The organism is Prolixibacter sp. SD074 (assembly GCF_009617895.1).
Taxonomy (GTDB): domain Bacteria; phylum Bacteroidota; class Bacteroidia; order Bacteroidales; family Prolixibacteraceae; genus Prolixibacter.
Genome location: NZ_BLAW01000001.1, coordinates 1,048,294 through 1,062,408, shown reverse-complemented (window position 1 = coordinate 1,062,408; position 14,115 = coordinate 1,048,294). Strand labels below are relative to the sequence as shown.

The 14,115-nt window shown below is 41.2% G+C and carries 15 protein-coding genes; 7 read left to right on the top strand and 8 right to left on the bottom strand.

Annotated elements, in window-relative coordinates; all coding sequences use genetic code 11:
- Positions 1-12 precede the first annotated feature (12 nt).
- Positions 13-267 (top strand): carbohydrate-binding family 9-like protein, encoded by a 255-nt coding sequence (locus GJU82_RS04665; protein WP_153631082.1) that lies wholly within the window; start codon positions 13-15, stop codon positions 265-267.
- Between the two features lie 47 nt (positions 268-314).
- Here GJU82_RS04665 and GJU82_RS04660 read toward each other — a convergent pair whose 3' ends face one another.
- On the bottom strand, positions 315-1,586 hold the full coding sequence (locus GJU82_RS04660) for a hypothetical protein (RefSeq protein WP_153631081.1): 1,272 nt from the start codon (positions 1,584-1,586) through the stop codon (positions 315-317).
- 270 nt (positions 1,587-1,856) lie between these two features.
- Here GJU82_RS04660 and GJU82_RS04655 point away from each other — a divergent pair, with 270 nt between their 5' ends.
- The 5 genes from GJU82_RS04655 to GJU82_RS04630 all read left to right on the top strand — a co-directional run bounded on the left by GJU82_RS04655 (position 1,857) and on the right by GJU82_RS04630 (position 8,672).
- Complete coding sequence (locus tag GJU82_RS04655; protein ID WP_228488566.1) at positions 1,857-4,064, top strand: bifunctional (p)ppGpp synthetase/guanosine-3',5'-bis(diphosphate) 3'-pyrophosphohydrolase; 2,208 nt, start codon at positions 1,857-1,859, stop codon at positions 4,062-4,064.
- A 105-nt stretch (positions 4,065-4,169) separates the two neighbouring features.
- The gene (locus tag GJU82_RS04650) at positions 4,170-4,445 is read left to right on the top strand and encodes a hypothetical protein (protein WP_153631080.1); all 276 of its coding nucleotides are present in this window, start codon (positions 4,170-4,172) and stop codon (positions 4,443-4,445) included.
- Between the two features lie 223 nt (positions 4,446-4,668).
- Positions 4,669-5,331 carry a lipopolysaccharide assembly protein LapB gene (locus tag GJU82_RS04645; protein ID WP_153631079.1) on the top strand — a complete coding sequence of 221 codons (663 nt, stop codon included), beginning with the start codon at positions 4,669-4,671 and terminating at the stop codon, positions 5,329-5,331.
- A 140-nt stretch (positions 5,332-5,471) separates the two neighbouring features.
- Positions 5,472-6,575: an ROK family protein gene (locus GJU82_RS04640; protein WP_153631078.1), complete on the top strand. Its 1,104-nt coding sequence runs from the start codon at positions 5,472-5,474 to the stop codon at positions 6,573-6,575.
- A gap of 546 nt (positions 6,576-7,121) precedes the next feature.
- Positions 7,122-8,672, top strand: coding sequence for an IS5 family transposase (locus tag GJU82_RS04630; protein ID WP_153631077.1), 1,551 nt, complete (start codon positions 7,122-7,124; stop codon positions 8,670-8,672).
- Positions 8,673-8,901: 229 nt separating this feature from the next.
- On the opposite strand, the gene GJU82_RS04625 is transcribed toward GJU82_RS04630, so the two are convergent.
- The 3 genes from GJU82_RS04625 to GJU82_RS04615 all read right to left on the bottom strand — a co-directional run bounded on the left by GJU82_RS04625 (position 8,902) and on the right by GJU82_RS04615 (position 10,410).
- Positions 8,902-9,324 carry a DsrE family protein gene (locus GJU82_RS04625; RefSeq protein WP_153631076.1) on the bottom strand — a complete coding sequence of 141 codons (423 nt, stop codon included), beginning with the start codon at positions 9,322-9,324 and terminating at the stop codon, positions 8,902-8,904.
- The gene (locus tag GJU82_RS04620; protein WP_153631075.1) at positions 9,321-9,734 is read right to left on the bottom strand and encodes a DoxX family protein; all 414 of its coding nucleotides are present in this window, start codon (positions 9,732-9,734) and stop codon (positions 9,321-9,323) included. The genes GJU82_RS04625 and GJU82_RS04620 overlap by 4 nt, the downstream gene beginning before the upstream one ends.
- Before the next feature lie 289 nt (positions 9,735-10,023).
- On the bottom strand, positions 10,024-10,410 hold the full coding sequence (locus GJU82_RS04615; protein WP_153631074.1) for a hypothetical protein: 387 nt from the start codon (positions 10,408-10,410) through the stop codon (positions 10,024-10,026).
- 67 nt (positions 10,411-10,477) lie between these two features.
- On the opposite strand from GJU82_RS04615, the gene GJU82_RS04610 reads away from it, so the two are divergent.
- Positions 10,478-10,747, top strand: coding sequence for a hypothetical protein (locus GJU82_RS04610; RefSeq protein ID WP_153631073.1), 270 nt, complete (start codon positions 10,478-10,480; stop codon positions 10,745-10,747).
- A 9-nt stretch (positions 10,748-10,756) separates the two neighbouring features.
- Here the strand turns inward: GJU82_RS04610 and GJU82_RS04605 are convergent, their stop codons facing one another.
- From GJU82_RS04605 to GJU82_RS04590, 4 genes are read right to left on the bottom strand one after another with little or no spacing between them, the layout of a single operon-like run.
- Complete coding sequence (locus GJU82_RS04605; RefSeq protein WP_153631072.1) at positions 10,757-11,476, bottom strand: hypothetical protein; 720 nt, start codon at positions 11,474-11,476, stop codon at positions 10,757-10,759.
- Between the two features lie 12 nt (positions 11,477-11,488).
- Complete coding sequence (locus tag GJU82_RS04600; RefSeq protein ID WP_153631071.1) at positions 11,489-12,175, bottom strand: glycosyltransferase family 2 protein; 687 nt, start codon at positions 12,173-12,175, stop codon at positions 11,489-11,491.
- Positions 12,176-12,177: 2 nt separating this feature from the next.
- The gene (locus GJU82_RS04595) at positions 12,178-13,302 is read right to left on the bottom strand and encodes a hypothetical protein (protein ID WP_153631070.1); all 1,125 of its coding nucleotides are present in this window, start codon (positions 13,300-13,302) and stop codon (positions 12,178-12,180) included.
- Positions 13,303-13,319: 17 nt separating this feature from the next.
- Positions 13,320-14,114 carry an SDR family oxidoreductase gene (locus GJU82_RS04590; protein WP_153631069.1) on the bottom strand — a complete coding sequence of 265 codons (795 nt, stop codon included), beginning with the start codon at positions 14,112-14,114 and terminating at the stop codon, positions 13,320-13,322.
- Between the last annotated feature and the right edge of the window lies 1 nt (position 14,115).

Genomic DNA, 14,115 nt, shown 5'->3' with positions numbered 1-14,115 from the left:
AAGCCGGAAGAGTTGGCACTGACTAGGCGCAACGCCCGTTTACACCCGGATACATTACCGCCTGATAATGTTCTATCGGACTGGGATCTCACCGTTGAAATTCCTTTTTCAATACTTGGACTGCAACGAGGAAAGAGCTTTCGCGGCAATTTTTACAAATGCGGCGATAAGACCTTGGTTCCTCATTTCGTCAGTTGGGCCCCCATAAAAAAACTCAAGCCGGATTTTCACCGGCCTGAGTTCTTTGCTGAGTTAGTTATTGCTTAATGCAATTTATATTTTACGATTTGGAAGAAAGTGCGTTGGCTGACAAGTTAAAAACTGCAACCACATCCGTCTTCGACAAATTTCAGAATGTGCACGCCGTCGAGCCCTTTGGCGACCACTACCCACTTTGAACCATCGGATGCTACATCGTTGACTGATCCCGGAGGAGCACTGGATTGTGTATCCCAAACCCACCGGGGGGTAACCATATTTTCCGGTGTTTCAGTATCGAATGTAGCCAGGTATAATCCATCGGCACCATTTCCGTAATAAACAAATTTGTCGTCGAAGGCAAAGCTGTTGGTATTTCCGGAATGCAGCATGGAAGATGGCGAAGACTTGATTTCCTCGGTGGTAAGATTGACCACAACCGCTCCCTGGCTACCCAATGTCGCAATTGCCAGGTTATCTGTAATAAAGCGAACCTTCGTCTTGCCACTGTACATATCTTCAATAGCAACATTTTGGTGGGTTATTGGCTCATCCGACAGGGTAATGGTTTTCTCATACGTGCCGTCAGTTCCTGTTAAAACAAGACTCGCTTTTTCACCTTCGTTACCTCCTACTAAAAGTGCCAGATGGTTTCCATCAGGACCTATAGCAATTGAACTGGCCGAAGGAGCGCCGTAGTAATTGAGGCCATCATAACCTTCGGTTGCTTGAGACAACCAGAATAAACCACCGTTGGTATTTCCGGCAGAAAGCATCGCTTGCGTCCCCGATAACACCAGCCCATTGGCCGAAGAAACCGTTTGTCCTTCCAGTAATTTCGAAAGGATAGAAGCACGTGTAAATTCCGAAGTGGTCAAATTGTATGTATAAAGGGCTGCACCCGTTTGGGAATCGGAACAAGCCATGTAAACAATGTTGTCTTTTAGCAGAATATCATTTACATCGACCGGCAAACCTGTAACAACGGTTTCCACCAGCTCACTTTCCTCTTTGAACTTGATAATCTGGAATGCGCCGCCAAAATCAGCTCCCCGAACGTTATAACCAATAACTGACTGATTATCCTTTATATAAAGACAAGAAGCACTCAAGGGGTTATCGTTCTCTGGGGCACTAACATTTGCTTTATGAACAAGAGTAAGGTTTTCTACCTGGGCAAGACTCGCGGATTTTGTTTGATCATCGAAAGGCCGTAAATGAACAACTTCATTGACTGCCGTCAGGTATCCGGATGCATCAGACTGAGGTATGTTCTCTTTTACAGGACTATCCCCTGATATATGGTAATCGTTGGTACATTTATTGAAGAGCAACACGATGCTCATCAAAATAAATACCCTTAAGAGGGAGAATAAAGTTTTCTTCATGGAATACATATTTAGGTTATAAGAGATTAATTTCAATAATCGGTCAATTAGTTCTAAAAGTTACGTTAATTTATCAAAAAATAAAACACAAAATTTGGATTCTTTGCGGCGTACTTTTGTTAGGAAAGATGAAGGATATTTGCAGTCTTCAACCAGTATGTGGCTCCGCGGTTTAGTTTTTTCCCAACAAGCACTGGCGCATCGATCTGTTTCAATCTCCTCTCATATTTGCTAATTTTATGCAGTGACGGATCTTGTAAATCGATAGTAGTGACAGAGCGTTTTAAGGAAAGTATTTCAGAAGAATATAATAAACTGATTGCTGCCTGCTCACGCAATTTCAGTGATCAGGAGTTGGTGCATGTACATAATGCTTTTGAGCTGGCCAGGGAAAAGATTGGTGATAAAACCTGGTCAAATGGCGATCCTGTGATTTTGCATTCCATCGCTGTAGCTCAGTTGGCGGCTAATGAAATTGGTTTAGCGTCCGATTCGGTCATTTCAGCGTTGATGCACAATGTTTATACCGAAGAGGAAGAAATCAAGGGTAAGCAAGAAATCGAGAAACTTTTTGGCAAAGCAGTTTGTGAGATTCTTGACGGCTTAATCAAGATTAATGCCATCAACACAGATAACCTGGCGCTGCAAAGCGAAAATTTCAGAAGGCTGATGCTGGTACTGTCGGGCGATGTGCGGGTTATTTTGATTAAAATTGCCGACAAACTTCAGGATATGCGTACGCTCGATCGGTTTCCACATACCGAACACAAAAAGCATGTGCATGAGACGATGCATTTGTATGCCCCGCTGGCCCACCGCCTGGGGCTATATAAAATTAATTCCGAGTTGCAGGATCTTTCTTTGAAGTATTTGCATCCGAAAGACTATCGGCATATTGTTGATAAACTTAAAGAGACGGATGGGCAACGCAAAAACTTTGTTTCGGAATTCGTAAAACCTGTTGAAGTAAAGCTGAAAAAGCGAGGCTTTGACTTTGAGATGAAGGCCCGGACCAAATCGATTTTCTCTATCTGGAACAAGATGAAGAAAAAGGGAGTCGATTTCGATGAAGTGTTCGACCTGTTTGCCATCCGTATCATTTTAAATTCGAAGCCGGATGACGAAAAATCGGATTGCTGGCAGGCTTTTTCGGTTGTCACCGAAGAGTACCAATCGAACCCTGAACGTTTGCGTGACTGGATTACCATTCCCAAGTCAAACGGCTATGAATCACTTCACACAACGGTGCTGGGACCAGGAAAGCGTTGGGTGGAAGTTCAGATCCGCACACACAGGATGGATAATGTGGCAGAAAACGGCCTGGCTGCCCACTGGCGCTACAAAGGCGGAAAGGGCTCGTCGGAATTGGATGGCTGGCTGAAAAATATTCGCGAAATTCTGGAGAATCCTGAAATGAATCCAGTGGATTTCATCGAAGAGTTTAAGGTCAATATATATGAAGATGAGATTTTCGTTTTCACACCGAAAGGTGATTTGAAGAAGTTGCCTGCCGGTTCAACCTTGTTGGATTTTGCCTACGAGATACATTCAGCAATCGGCGATCATTGTACGGGTGGTAAAGTGAACGACCGGATGGTCACGCTGAAGCACAAGCTGAAGAATGGGGATCATATTTCGGTAGCAACCTCCAATAATCAGAAACCAAAACTCGATTGGCTCGAATTTGTGGTGACTTCAAAGGCAAAATCACACATTAAATCGAGTTTAAACGAGGAACAAAAAAAGCAAGCTGATAATGGTAAAGAAATGCTTCTGCGCAAGCTGAAAAACTGGAAAATTGCCTACAATGACCAGGTTATCCGCGACTTACTGAAGCATTACCGACTGAAGTTGGCTGCCGATTTGTATTACAATATTGCCATCGGAAAGATTGACCCATTGGAGATAAAGGAAGTGCTTTCCGGCGGTAAGGAAGAAGAAACGGTCAAAGATAAATTGTCGGAAATTTTGCCGGCTTCCAATCTGAAGGATTTGACTTTCGATACGGGAGGTGATTTTTTGGTGATTGATAATGATATCCGGAACATCAATTATAAACTGGCCCAGTGTTGTAATCCGATTTTCGGAGACGATATTTTCGGGTTTGTCACCATTAGGGAAGGAATAAAAATTCACCGGATGAATTGCCCGAATGCGCCCCAGATGTTCGAACGCTATCCATACCGGGTCATTAAAGCTCGTTGGAAGGATACCGGGGAACGGAATTCCTTTCAGACAACAATTCACATTTCCGGAACGGACGAGATGGGACTCGTCAGCGATATCTCCCATATCGTTTCCAAAGATGTTGGGGTGCAAATGCGTTCAATCTCGGTTAACTCGGAAAACGGCAACTTTGAAGGGACGCTGCGTGTCTATGTAAACGATTTGGAACACCTCGACTTTCTGATTAAGAAATTACGCAATGTACGTGGTGTTCTGTCTGTTGGACGTGCAGACAACATTAAAACGAGGTAGGCAAGCAATAAGAGGCTTAAGAAAACGTGGCACAGTTTTCGTAATAATTATTACTGTTAAAAACAAACAAGACTGATAAAACTGAAAAAAGGGGAAGTTCAAAATATGAATGAGAATTTGACAAAAGCCAAAGAAGCATATGAACGGGGAGATGTGGATGAAGTATTTTCACTATTGAATAATGGTGAAATAAATGAACCTGATCCGGAAGCCAATATGCTCCTGGGGATGAGTTACTACAAGATGCAGCAATGGGGAAATGCCCTGAATTGCTTCAACTCAGTTACTTCAGTTGAACCGGAAAACAAAAATGCAAAAGGTTATATCGATATGATTCAGAATATTTTAAAATTTTACCATAAGGAGCAGTACAACCCCTGATAATCATTTTATGGTTATGCCCCTCTTATTTTATTGGGAATTTCCGTTAAAAGCATAAGATTTATGAGTAGATACTACTATATTCAACGCTCGGTTGTATGAGGCAGTGATGAAAAATATACATGTAACTACTTTCATATTTTTTTAAAATCATTATTTTTGAGCTTGATAATAGCATATAATAAACATAAATATTGATAGACAATTTAAAATAGGAGCAACAATGAAGAAACTGATCGCTGTTTTAATTTTAACCGTAGGATTTTTGGGAACCTCTTTTGCACAGGACCAAAAGCAGGGTGCAATCGCATCGAAGAATGCAGGAAACGAAGCTTTGCGTTCAAAGGACTATGCAAAAGCGTTGACCAATTTCGAAAAAGCTATTGCGAACTGGGGCGACCAGGATCCGGATTATGTGATGATTTACAACACTGGGTATTCTGCTTACAAAATTAAAAAGTGGAATCAAGCCATTAAGTATTTCACCATAGCGGCTGACGCTAGCTACAAAGCTGAGTATGCTTATTTGTACATTGCCAATTCGTACCGGCATTTGAATAACATGCAAAAATTTGAAGAAACGCTTGAAACCGGTCTCACAAAATACCCGAATAGCAAAAAAATTAAATCATTTTTGGGCGTTTATTACCTGAAAGAAGGAAATACTCACTACAAAAAAGGTGCTGCTACCCTGCAGTCTGCTGCCAATGATGTAAAAGCCGGCAAGTACAAAACAACCGACGACAAGTACAAGGCACAGGTTGCCAAGGCAAAAGTTGATTTTAAAGCTGCCCTGCCTTTTGTCAATAAAGCCCTGAAACTCGACCCGGCTGATCCGCAGGCAAAACAGTTGAAAAATTTGATTGACGAAGGCATGAAAATGTAAGAAATAATACATATTTCATGAGAAGCCCGGAATTTGTCCGGGCTTTTTGTTTAGATACTTTCCAAAACGCAGGAAATCGGACACGTTTTAAAGGGAATTTTGTATTTTCAACCTTCGAAATTCACAAACACGGTTATCCAATGAACTTATTTGAAGACAAACGAGTGGCTATGACACTCGACGCCGGAGGGACCAACTTCGTTTTTTCAGCGATTCGCGGTGGAGAAAATATAGTCGAACCCATTACATTGCCCTCAAACGGCGATAACCTGGAAAAAAGCCTGACTAATATGGTCGACGGTTTTTCCAGGGTGAAGGACGAACTCAGGGAGGAGCCGGTGGCCATTAGTTTTGCTTTTCCCGGTCCGGCCGATTACCCCAATGGAATCATTGGCGATTTAGTGAATTTGCCCGGGTACCGTGGCGGCGTAGCGCTCGGCCCGTTCCTTGAAGAGAAATTCAATTTACCTGTTTACATTAATAACGACGGCGACTTATATGCATATGGTGAAGCCCTTGGAGGTTTTCTTCCCGAAATAAACAAAAGCCTGGAAGATGCTGGTTCTCCAAAGCGGTACCATAACCTGGTGGGAATTACCCTGGGAACCGGCCTTGGTGGCGGCTTGGTACGTGAAGGCAAACTCGTCATTGGAGACAATGCCATGGCAGCCGAGATTTATGCCTACCGAAACAAACTGAACCCTAATTGGTGTGCAGAAGACGGCGTTTCTATTCGTGCAGTAAAGCGTCATTATGGAGAATACAGCGGCGATACCAATGCCGATGAACTGACGCCGAAAGATATTTTCGAAATTGCCAAGGGCATGCGCCCCGGAAATAGCGAAGCAGCGGTGAAAGCTTTTGCATCGGTTGGCGAATCATTGGGCGATGTGTTGACACAACTGGCTACTACGCTTGATGGTTTGATTGTGATTGGCGGAGGGCTCTCCGGCGCAGCTGAATTGATTATGCCTTCCGCTCTGGACGAAATGAACGGAACGTTGGATTTGCCCAACGGCGGAACCATGCCCCGGTTAGTGCAGAAAGTAGTGAGTGCCGATACCGAGGAAGGACTTTCGACGTTGCTAAACCAGAAAACCGCTGAGATTAAGGTACCGCAAAGCGATAAAACAGTCGTGTATAATCCAGAGCCCATGCTCGCTATCGGAATTAGCCGTATTGGCGCAAGTCGTGCTATTTCGCTTGGCGCTTACGCTTTTGCGCTCGACAAACTGGATGCTTGATAATCATCAGAAATAGAACAGGAGCCGGTTGAATTTTCGACCGGCTTTTTTATGCCAAACCACATTCCCTGTCGGTGGTTGGAGGCACTGATAGTGGTTTAATTGCACCGGGCTGGGACCCTTGTTTTTGCTTTGTGGGCGTTTATATATTCAATTACATTAAAACCTGGATAGAAAAATTGAAAAACAGGATGAGTATATTTGCCCATTGATTGAGAATTGGTGCCGGAAAAAATTAGTTTTTGCCCACCCACTTTTGCCCTATGGGGCAGTTGAGGAAGCATAATGATTCCGTGAGTTGCTAAAACAAGTGTTTCTTTGTTATCTGTTTTATCCCAAAATGCAAAAAGCCGATAGTTCTTTTTCTCAAACAGCGTCCGAAATTCCCATATGTTTTCGTTTAATTTTTTAAATAGGGTCTGCTGATATTCTCAAAGAATACATTTAATACATTGATTATCAACATTTATTTGTTCATATTTTCAAGGCTGATGATTGGTGTAAATGCATGGTTTTGTATAAATTGGGTTCAAAACCCTTGCAGATATGATTGATTACACACCACAAAGCCAATTAAGTTTAAATATGTTCAAGCATCCTTTTGAACAAGGGTTGGACAAGGAGAACCGATGGGTGAAATTAGCCGCATTGATTCCCTGGGATTCACTTGCAGCCGTTTATAGCCGGAAGCTCGATGCGGGCTCGGGGCGTAAAAGTGTCAACATCCGCACGGTGATAGCGGCCTTGATAGTCAAGCACAAGCTTGGCCTGGATGACCGGGGTACCATAGAAATGATACAGGAAAACATTTACCTGCAATACTTTTGCGGGCTGCCGTGTTTTACCACCCAACCGGTTTTTGATGCCAGCCTGTTTGTCGATATCCGCAAAAGATTGGGAGGCGATGAGTTTGAAGCTTTCAACCAACGAATCATCGAATCATCCGAACAAATTAAACCACATCAGTCCCGCATTAAAAGAAAACAACAGCAACAAAAGGAAGAGGCAACGGACAAGGATAAGGACAAAAACGACGGGCCCGAAAAGAATGATAACCGGGGAACACTGAAAGTAGATGCGACTGTGGCCGACCAGGAGATCACCTATCCGACAGATTTGAAACTCTTAAACACCTCCAGGGGAAATCTGGAACGAATCATAGACCTGTTGTACCTTCGCCCGGCAGATGGAACAAAACCAAGAACCTACCGCAGGAATGCCCGCAAGCATTACCTGAACATTGCAAAGAAGAAAAAGAAGACAAAGAAGCAGATTCGCCGGGGAATCAGGGGACAGCTTCAATACATTTCCCGCGATCTAAAAATAGTTGACAGCTTATTGTTAAAACCCGGTCGGTCGGAATTGCTGGAAAAACGCGACAGGGAACTGATGGCAACCATTCGGAAAGTTTACAGCCAGCAAAAATTGATGTATGAGAATAGAACCCATCAATGCGAGAACCGCATTGTGAACATTTTCCAGCCCCATGTGCGTCCGATTGTCCGGGGAAAAGACAAAGCGAAAACCGAATTTGGAGCGAAAATCAACATCAGTGAGGTGAACGGATTCTGCCGGATAGACCGGTTCAGCTGGGATGCCTACAATGAAAGCACGGATTTGAAAATGCAGGTAGAAAATTTTAAACATACCTATGGTTGCTATCCCCGGGTATTCCTTGGCGACCAGATTTTCCTGACAAGGGAAAACCGCAAATACCTGAAAGAAAAAGGGATTAAGATCTACGGCAAACCCCTGGGAAGGCCACCGAAAAATGACAGCCAAACTGCCAGTCAGAAATACCGTGACAAAAAAGAAGCAGCCAAACGAAACCACGTAGAAGGCAAGTTTGGACAAGGCAAACGAGGATACGGGCTCAACAATATCATGGCCAGGCTTCCTGAAACGTCCGAATCATGGGTCAATGCGATCCTTTTTGTCATGAACCTGGCCAAATTGCTGCAAGTGGCAGAAAAATGGAAAGGTTCTTTTGCGCTCTTACTTAAAAAACTAAAAGCGGCCATCAAAAACCTGCTGAGATTAGAATTATTTGACAAAAACCTTTTGCTCATTCCAATATCGAACTCGTGTGGCGCATAGAAAATCAGCAGACCCTAAATAATTCCGGGTCACATGATTTGTTTGCTGGTATCGCAGGTTGACAGAAAATATACTTTTCGTTGCATGATTATGCCCTTTTTGCGCGGGAAGATAGGGAAAAGGAGAAAAAAAAACAGAATGAACAGTAACCTACTGAAATGAATGAAAAGGCGCAGCAGGCATTTTTTAGAATGGACTGCTACGCACTTTTTTATTTATACTGAGTCTTTTACAGCTCGATACTTAGGTATCCTTTTTTCTGTAATTGAAAGTCATAAAGGAGACCATTTTTGGTCACATGAATTTGTTTGGGCAAGCTTTTGGGATCGATTTTAAATTGCTTTAAAGACAATCCACAAGCATACAATTCAACGTGATTTTTTTCTGCCATCTCCAGATATGGAGCCATCTTGTCCATTTGAGTGACATTGGTAATTGTTTTGCCGCAAATGATAACCTTGAACTCACCGAAATGACTTCCGTCTTCATCTGCCAAATCTTTAGCTGCCAGAATAATTGGCTTCAATTGTTTTATGTTCCTAGTGAGAACGATGTAGTTTTTAACCTTTGACTTTGCCGGTGCCTGCGCTTCACTGTTACCTGTAGCCAGGAATGTGAAAATGATGGTTATTATGACGATGTATGTTTTCATGCTTTTGTTTTTTTAAAGTTGTTAAAATTGTTATTTAAAGCGAAGAACATCAATCCTCCGAATATTGCGACATTCTTAAACAACGGTCCAATGGTTGACATTTGTCCGACCTGAATGGTAATGGTAATCGGGATGAGTATCAAAGCCAAAACGATGGCTGCATATTTGGTATTAAATCCAATCAACAGCGCAATACCCGCAATGAACATAGCAATTCCCGAAGCAATTACTGAAATTTCAGGTTTACCTAACAGATAGCCCAGCTCACTGAATCTGGCATGATTAATTCTGTCAACTACTTTTTCAACCTTGAATGTATGCATGATACTTGCTACAATAAAAATCATGCTCAACAATATTCGGAGTACTGTTACCAGGTCCTTATTTATTTCGATTGTTTTTGTTTCCATTATGATTTTAATTTTTTATTGAAACACATCATGTTATGTTGATGGTGTCAGTTGATTTTAACCGATATCGACCAACGGGAAAGGCAGATCCGTGCCTTCTTATGCGTTTCAGTGAGTTATATCAATTTCGTACATACCATTATTCTTCCTATACCAAAGAAGCCGGCCACACCGGGTTCAACCGCAATAGCAGTATGTGAAAGCCGAGCCGAAATGATATGGCTACACTAACTTTTGCTTCTGATTTAAGAGGGTATTTATATAACAGATTTAATCGATCTCAGTGAAATCAGGTCATGTACTTCAATCTTTTATATAAAATGTAGAGAGGAATATTTTGATGACTTGTATTTTGCTTCGTTAAGAGATTAAGAAAACGGGAATGCCCTAAGTCAACATTTGAAAATTGATCTGTAAGGGTTGCCAAAGATTTGAACGAAAGTTGATGTCCGACATTCTCTGCATTTACGGTCCCCGCCTGACTAAATATCACGCAACAATCGCCTGATTGTTTTATCGTTTTCTTTGACGGGTTAAGTGTTTTGGTTGGTTTTACACCTAATTCGTGTTGTAATAGATTTTGAACGGAACAGGGGGCGATGACCAACAACAGTCCTAATAACTGTGCTGCCCACAGATTTCTGTTTCTTTTTTTATGTTTGAAAATTTCTTCCATCACAAAAACCACTGACAACAGAACATGTGTTCTGCTCGATTGTCGTCAAAGATAATCGATTTTTTTTATGAAGGAAATTGCATGTTTTCTTTCGTGGCACTTTTTTTTTCGCCTTCCGCTAACTGGTGCAAATGGCAAAACAATGGATATTCCGGTCTTTTCATCCACGCAGGTGCATCCCGTTTCCCTCGCAGTAGGAATAGAAGTCACAGTCGGTACAAAGGCCGGTTTTGGTTCAGCTGCGGTCGTGGAACACCTGGTAGCGGTTTTGCCACACGTTGGCCAGGTTGTCTTGGTAGATGTTGGCCTGGATGAAGTTTTTTGTAATTTAAAGTGATACGTATATTTATTGTAAAAGATCTTTAATCAATAAAATATTTCTTTTTGTAAAAAGCCCTATCCCAACGAGAATAACAACAAGTCCGCCAATAAAAATTGGCCAGTAAAAATTTTCGGGATAGTATTGAACAGAAAATTTTAAAATGTCTTTGGCCGGCAGCGACCAAATGTCGGCAGCCGTATAATGACTGAGTATAAACCTTATGTAATCCTGGGTAAAGGATATAATTACTATTACGGAGCCTGTTATTAACGTTACAAGTTCATGGGCCTTTAAGTGAACCTGTTCGTTGCGTGCGGAAAAATAAAGTATTAGCAGAGCTAATAAAATCATAAGAAAAGATAGAATTACCGGGGCTACTACAGGGCCAACCCAGGTTACAGGCAATAGAAACAGAATATCCATTGTCATTAAAGATTCCGGCCAGTTTATTAATATTTTCAGGAAGATATAGTAGAAAATATCCCAAACGGCAAAAGAATATAAAAAGTAAGCAAACCTTGTAAAAGTTGATTTGCCTACAAGAATACCAACAGAAAGAAGCATAAGCAAAGAAAAGGCTTCTCTTAGAATTTCTGTTGTTGCAAGCCCCCTTTCGACAGGCTGTAAAGGGAAAGCAAACCCATTGGGATATATCATTTCCCTTAGGTAAATTACAATTGCACTTTCGAAAAAACCCATCGAAACAGCAAAAACTGTTACCCAGAATATAGTCTTTGGTTTCATTTTTTGTTATACTTAAAATTTATTTATTTGATTATTTACAATTTTTGTTAATGAATTAAAGTTGTTAAACAATGCTAAAGCAATTTGGTGTCCTTCCAAAACAAATTCTTTTATTGCTCTTGATTTACTACCGGCTTTATCAAATTTGGTTGGATGTTTTAGTCCTTCGAGCATCACATATTTAACCCTCTTTCCCTGTGCCTGATAGTATAGATTGATAAATGTTTCCACACCGAATTTTGAAGTTTTCATTTTCACCAGTAAGGGCAGGACATCTTTCTTTAGCAACGCCCTTTCGCCCGTAAACGATTTGAACGGGTTGATTTTATAGTTAATCAGGGTCTCTGTTGCCTGCCCCAGAATCATATCGGCCTCATTACTGAAAACAGGAGTAATTAGCTGTTCAAAATGCTCCTCTTTCAGGTTAGACAAATCGGCATCAATGAAAACAATAATTTCTCCTGTTGCATGTTCTATCCCGGTTGCCATTGCATACCCTTTACCTTTATTCTCGGGAAGTGCTACATACCTGAGTGAAGGCAAAAACTTAAGTTCACCTAATATGTTGGCCGTACCATCTGTTGAACCATCATTAACAACAATCACCTCGTCAAAAAAGTATTCACACACGGTTGTTACTACTTCTTTGATTGTTTTTTCCTCGTTATACGCGCAAATTATTGCTGAAATTTTTCTCATTATTATATTTTTTTAAAATAACATCTTGCTCTTTTATGCTGTCTGTTTTCAAGTTTATCCCAAAGGTTTTGCGCGGATAAATTGTGTTCCAGCTCACGTGTGGTTTCTATATATCTTATCCCTTCTGAAACAATCGCGTTACCTATATCGTTAAAGATCAAGGCATTTACACCTTTGTTCCTATAGTCGCTATGGATTGCAATAAGTAAGGAGTCGATTGTGCCATTACCACGTAGGGCCTTTTGAATATGCAGAAATCCAAAAGGAAATAAATTTCCTTTGGACTGTTGCAAGGCTTTTGAAAGAGAAGGCAGGCATAAGCCAAAACCAACAACTTTGTTTTCAGCATTCAGTACTACTGAAACAAATTTTAATCTCAGCAACGGGATGAATTGTTTTTTCAGGGCATCTATTTGGTTGGGAGTAAGCTCAGAAAAGCCATGGATGCTTTCGTATTCCTTATTTAGGAGTTGGAAGATTTGGTCTGCATATTTTAGGACCTCTTTCTTTGATTGTAATTTCACGCTTTGCAATTTATGTTTCTCAGCAATCGACCTTTCTATCCGGCTGTATCTTACCGGTATTTTGTCAGGAACAGTTACCCTGAATTCAACCCAGTCAACTTCTTTCTCAAAACCCAGTTGTTCAATCATCTGAGCGTAATAAGGATAGTTATATTTGCCGTAGGCTGTCGGGATTTCGTCAAAACCTTCGATAAGAATACCTGAAGCATCAAACTCGGAAAACCCGAGAGGGCCATGAATGCCATCGGCCCCTTTTTCGTTGGCAAATTTTACAACTGTCTCAATCAGGGCTTTTAAAACATCAATATCCTCGATAAAATCAAGCCAACCAAAGCGAACCAGTTGCTTGCCAACCTTTTTGTTGTACTTATGGTTTATGATTCCTGCTATTCGCCCAACTATAGTATTGCTCTCATTGTAGGCCAACCAGTATTTTGCTTCACAAAAGTCAAAAGCAGGGTTTTTATCTTTTGATAAGGTTTCCAGCTCCACTGAAATTAGTGGGGGTACATAAAAATTATTCTTATTATAAAGTTTGATAGGGAATTTGATAAATTTTTTCAAGTTGTTTTTGCTTGTAATCTCTTTGATTGTTATTTTCATACAATAATGTCTTAATCTTAAAGGTAGTATTTACTAATTATCCGATAAAACAGTTTTTCAGGTAGTATTCTTTTCAGGAACACTGAAAATTTTTGCAGAGGTGAGGCTATGACAAGCCTTACAGGTGCTTTCTTCTTACTAATAAGTCTCTCTATTCTTTTGGCTAATTCATCCGGGTGTAAACCGTTCTTTTCATCTTGTTCAATTTGGGAAAGCGTTTTGCCAAAAGTTGGATAAACCGCTATCGAATCGTTCTTTTCAGCACATAGCCTGTTTGCTGTAAATCGCGTAGCAAAGTCACCAGGGTTAATTACTGTAACTTTAATGTTGAATTGCCTGGCCTCGTGATATAAAGCCTGGCAAAAGCCTTCGAGGGCGAACTTGCCGGCCGAATAAATTCCCTGATAGGGTAAGCCTATCAAACCGCCTATGGAGCTGATAGATATAATTAGACCGCCTGACTGCTTGCGCATAATTGGTAATACCGCTTGAGTAACTCTCACGGCCCCAAGAAAATTAACATCCATCAGGTATTGAATATCAGTAATTTTGGTAAATTCAAGAGGTGCTGCAATGCCTGCACCGGCATTATTTATCAGCACGTCAATGCGTCCTTCCTTCTGCTGTACCTCATCGATTGCCTGTTTAACGGATTCATCTGAAACCACATCCATGTAAAGGTAGTTGACATTAAGTACCGGGTCAACTTCTCTACGCACAGTCCCATATACCCGGTAATTGCCTTTTGCAAGCCGTTGAGCAATGGCAAAACCAAAACCGGATGAAATACCCGTTATTAAAACCACTTTCATG

Coding starts and splice junctions, on each gene's coding strand:
- GJU82_RS04645 (WP_153631079.1), top strand. CDS start 4,669: ATGAAGAAACTGATCGCTGTTTTAATTTTAACCGTAGGATTTTTGGGA.
- GJU82_RS04600 (WP_153631071.1), bottom strand. CDS start 12,175: ATGAGAAAAATTTCAGCAATAATTTGCGCGTATAACGAGGAAAAAACA.
- GJU82_RS04610 (WP_153631073.1), top strand. CDS start 10,478: ATGAAGGAAATTGCATGTTTTCTTTCGTGGCACTTTTTTTTTCGCCTT.
- GJU82_RS04595 (WP_153631070.1), bottom strand. CDS start 13,302: ATGAAAATAACAATCAAAGAGATTACAAGCAAAAACAACTTGAAAAAA.
- GJU82_RS04620 (WP_153631075.1), bottom strand. CDS start 9,734: ATGGAAACAAAAACAATCGAAATAAATAAGGACCTGGTAACAGTACTC.
- GJU82_RS04630 (WP_153631077.1), top strand. CDS start 7,122: ATGATTGATTACACACCACAAAGCCAATTAAGTTTAAATATGTTCAAG.
- GJU82_RS04625 (WP_153631076.1), bottom strand. CDS start 9,324: ATGAAAACATACATCGTCATAATAACCATCATTTTCACATTCCTGGCT.
- GJU82_RS04590 (WP_153631069.1), bottom strand. CDS start 14,114: ATGAAAGTGGTTTTAATAACGGGTATTTCATCCGGTTTTGGTTTTGCC.
- GJU82_RS04650 (WP_153631080.1), top strand. CDS start 4,170: ATGAATGAGAATTTGACAAAAGCCAAAGAAGCATATGAACGGGGAGAT.
- GJU82_RS04615 (WP_153631074.1), bottom strand. CDS start 10,410: ATGGAAGAAATTTTCAAACATAAAAAAAGAAACAGAAATCTGTGGGCA.
- GJU82_RS04605 (WP_153631072.1), bottom strand. CDS start 11,476: ATGAAACCAAAGACTATATTCTGGGTAACAGTTTTTGCTGTTTCGATG.
- GJU82_RS04660 (WP_153631081.1), bottom strand. CDS start 1,586: ATGAAGAAAACTTTATTCTCCCTCTTAAGGGTATTTATTTTGATGAGC.
- GJU82_RS04640 (WP_153631078.1), top strand. CDS start 5,472: ATGAACTTATTTGAAGACAAACGAGTGGCTATGACACTCGACGCCGGA.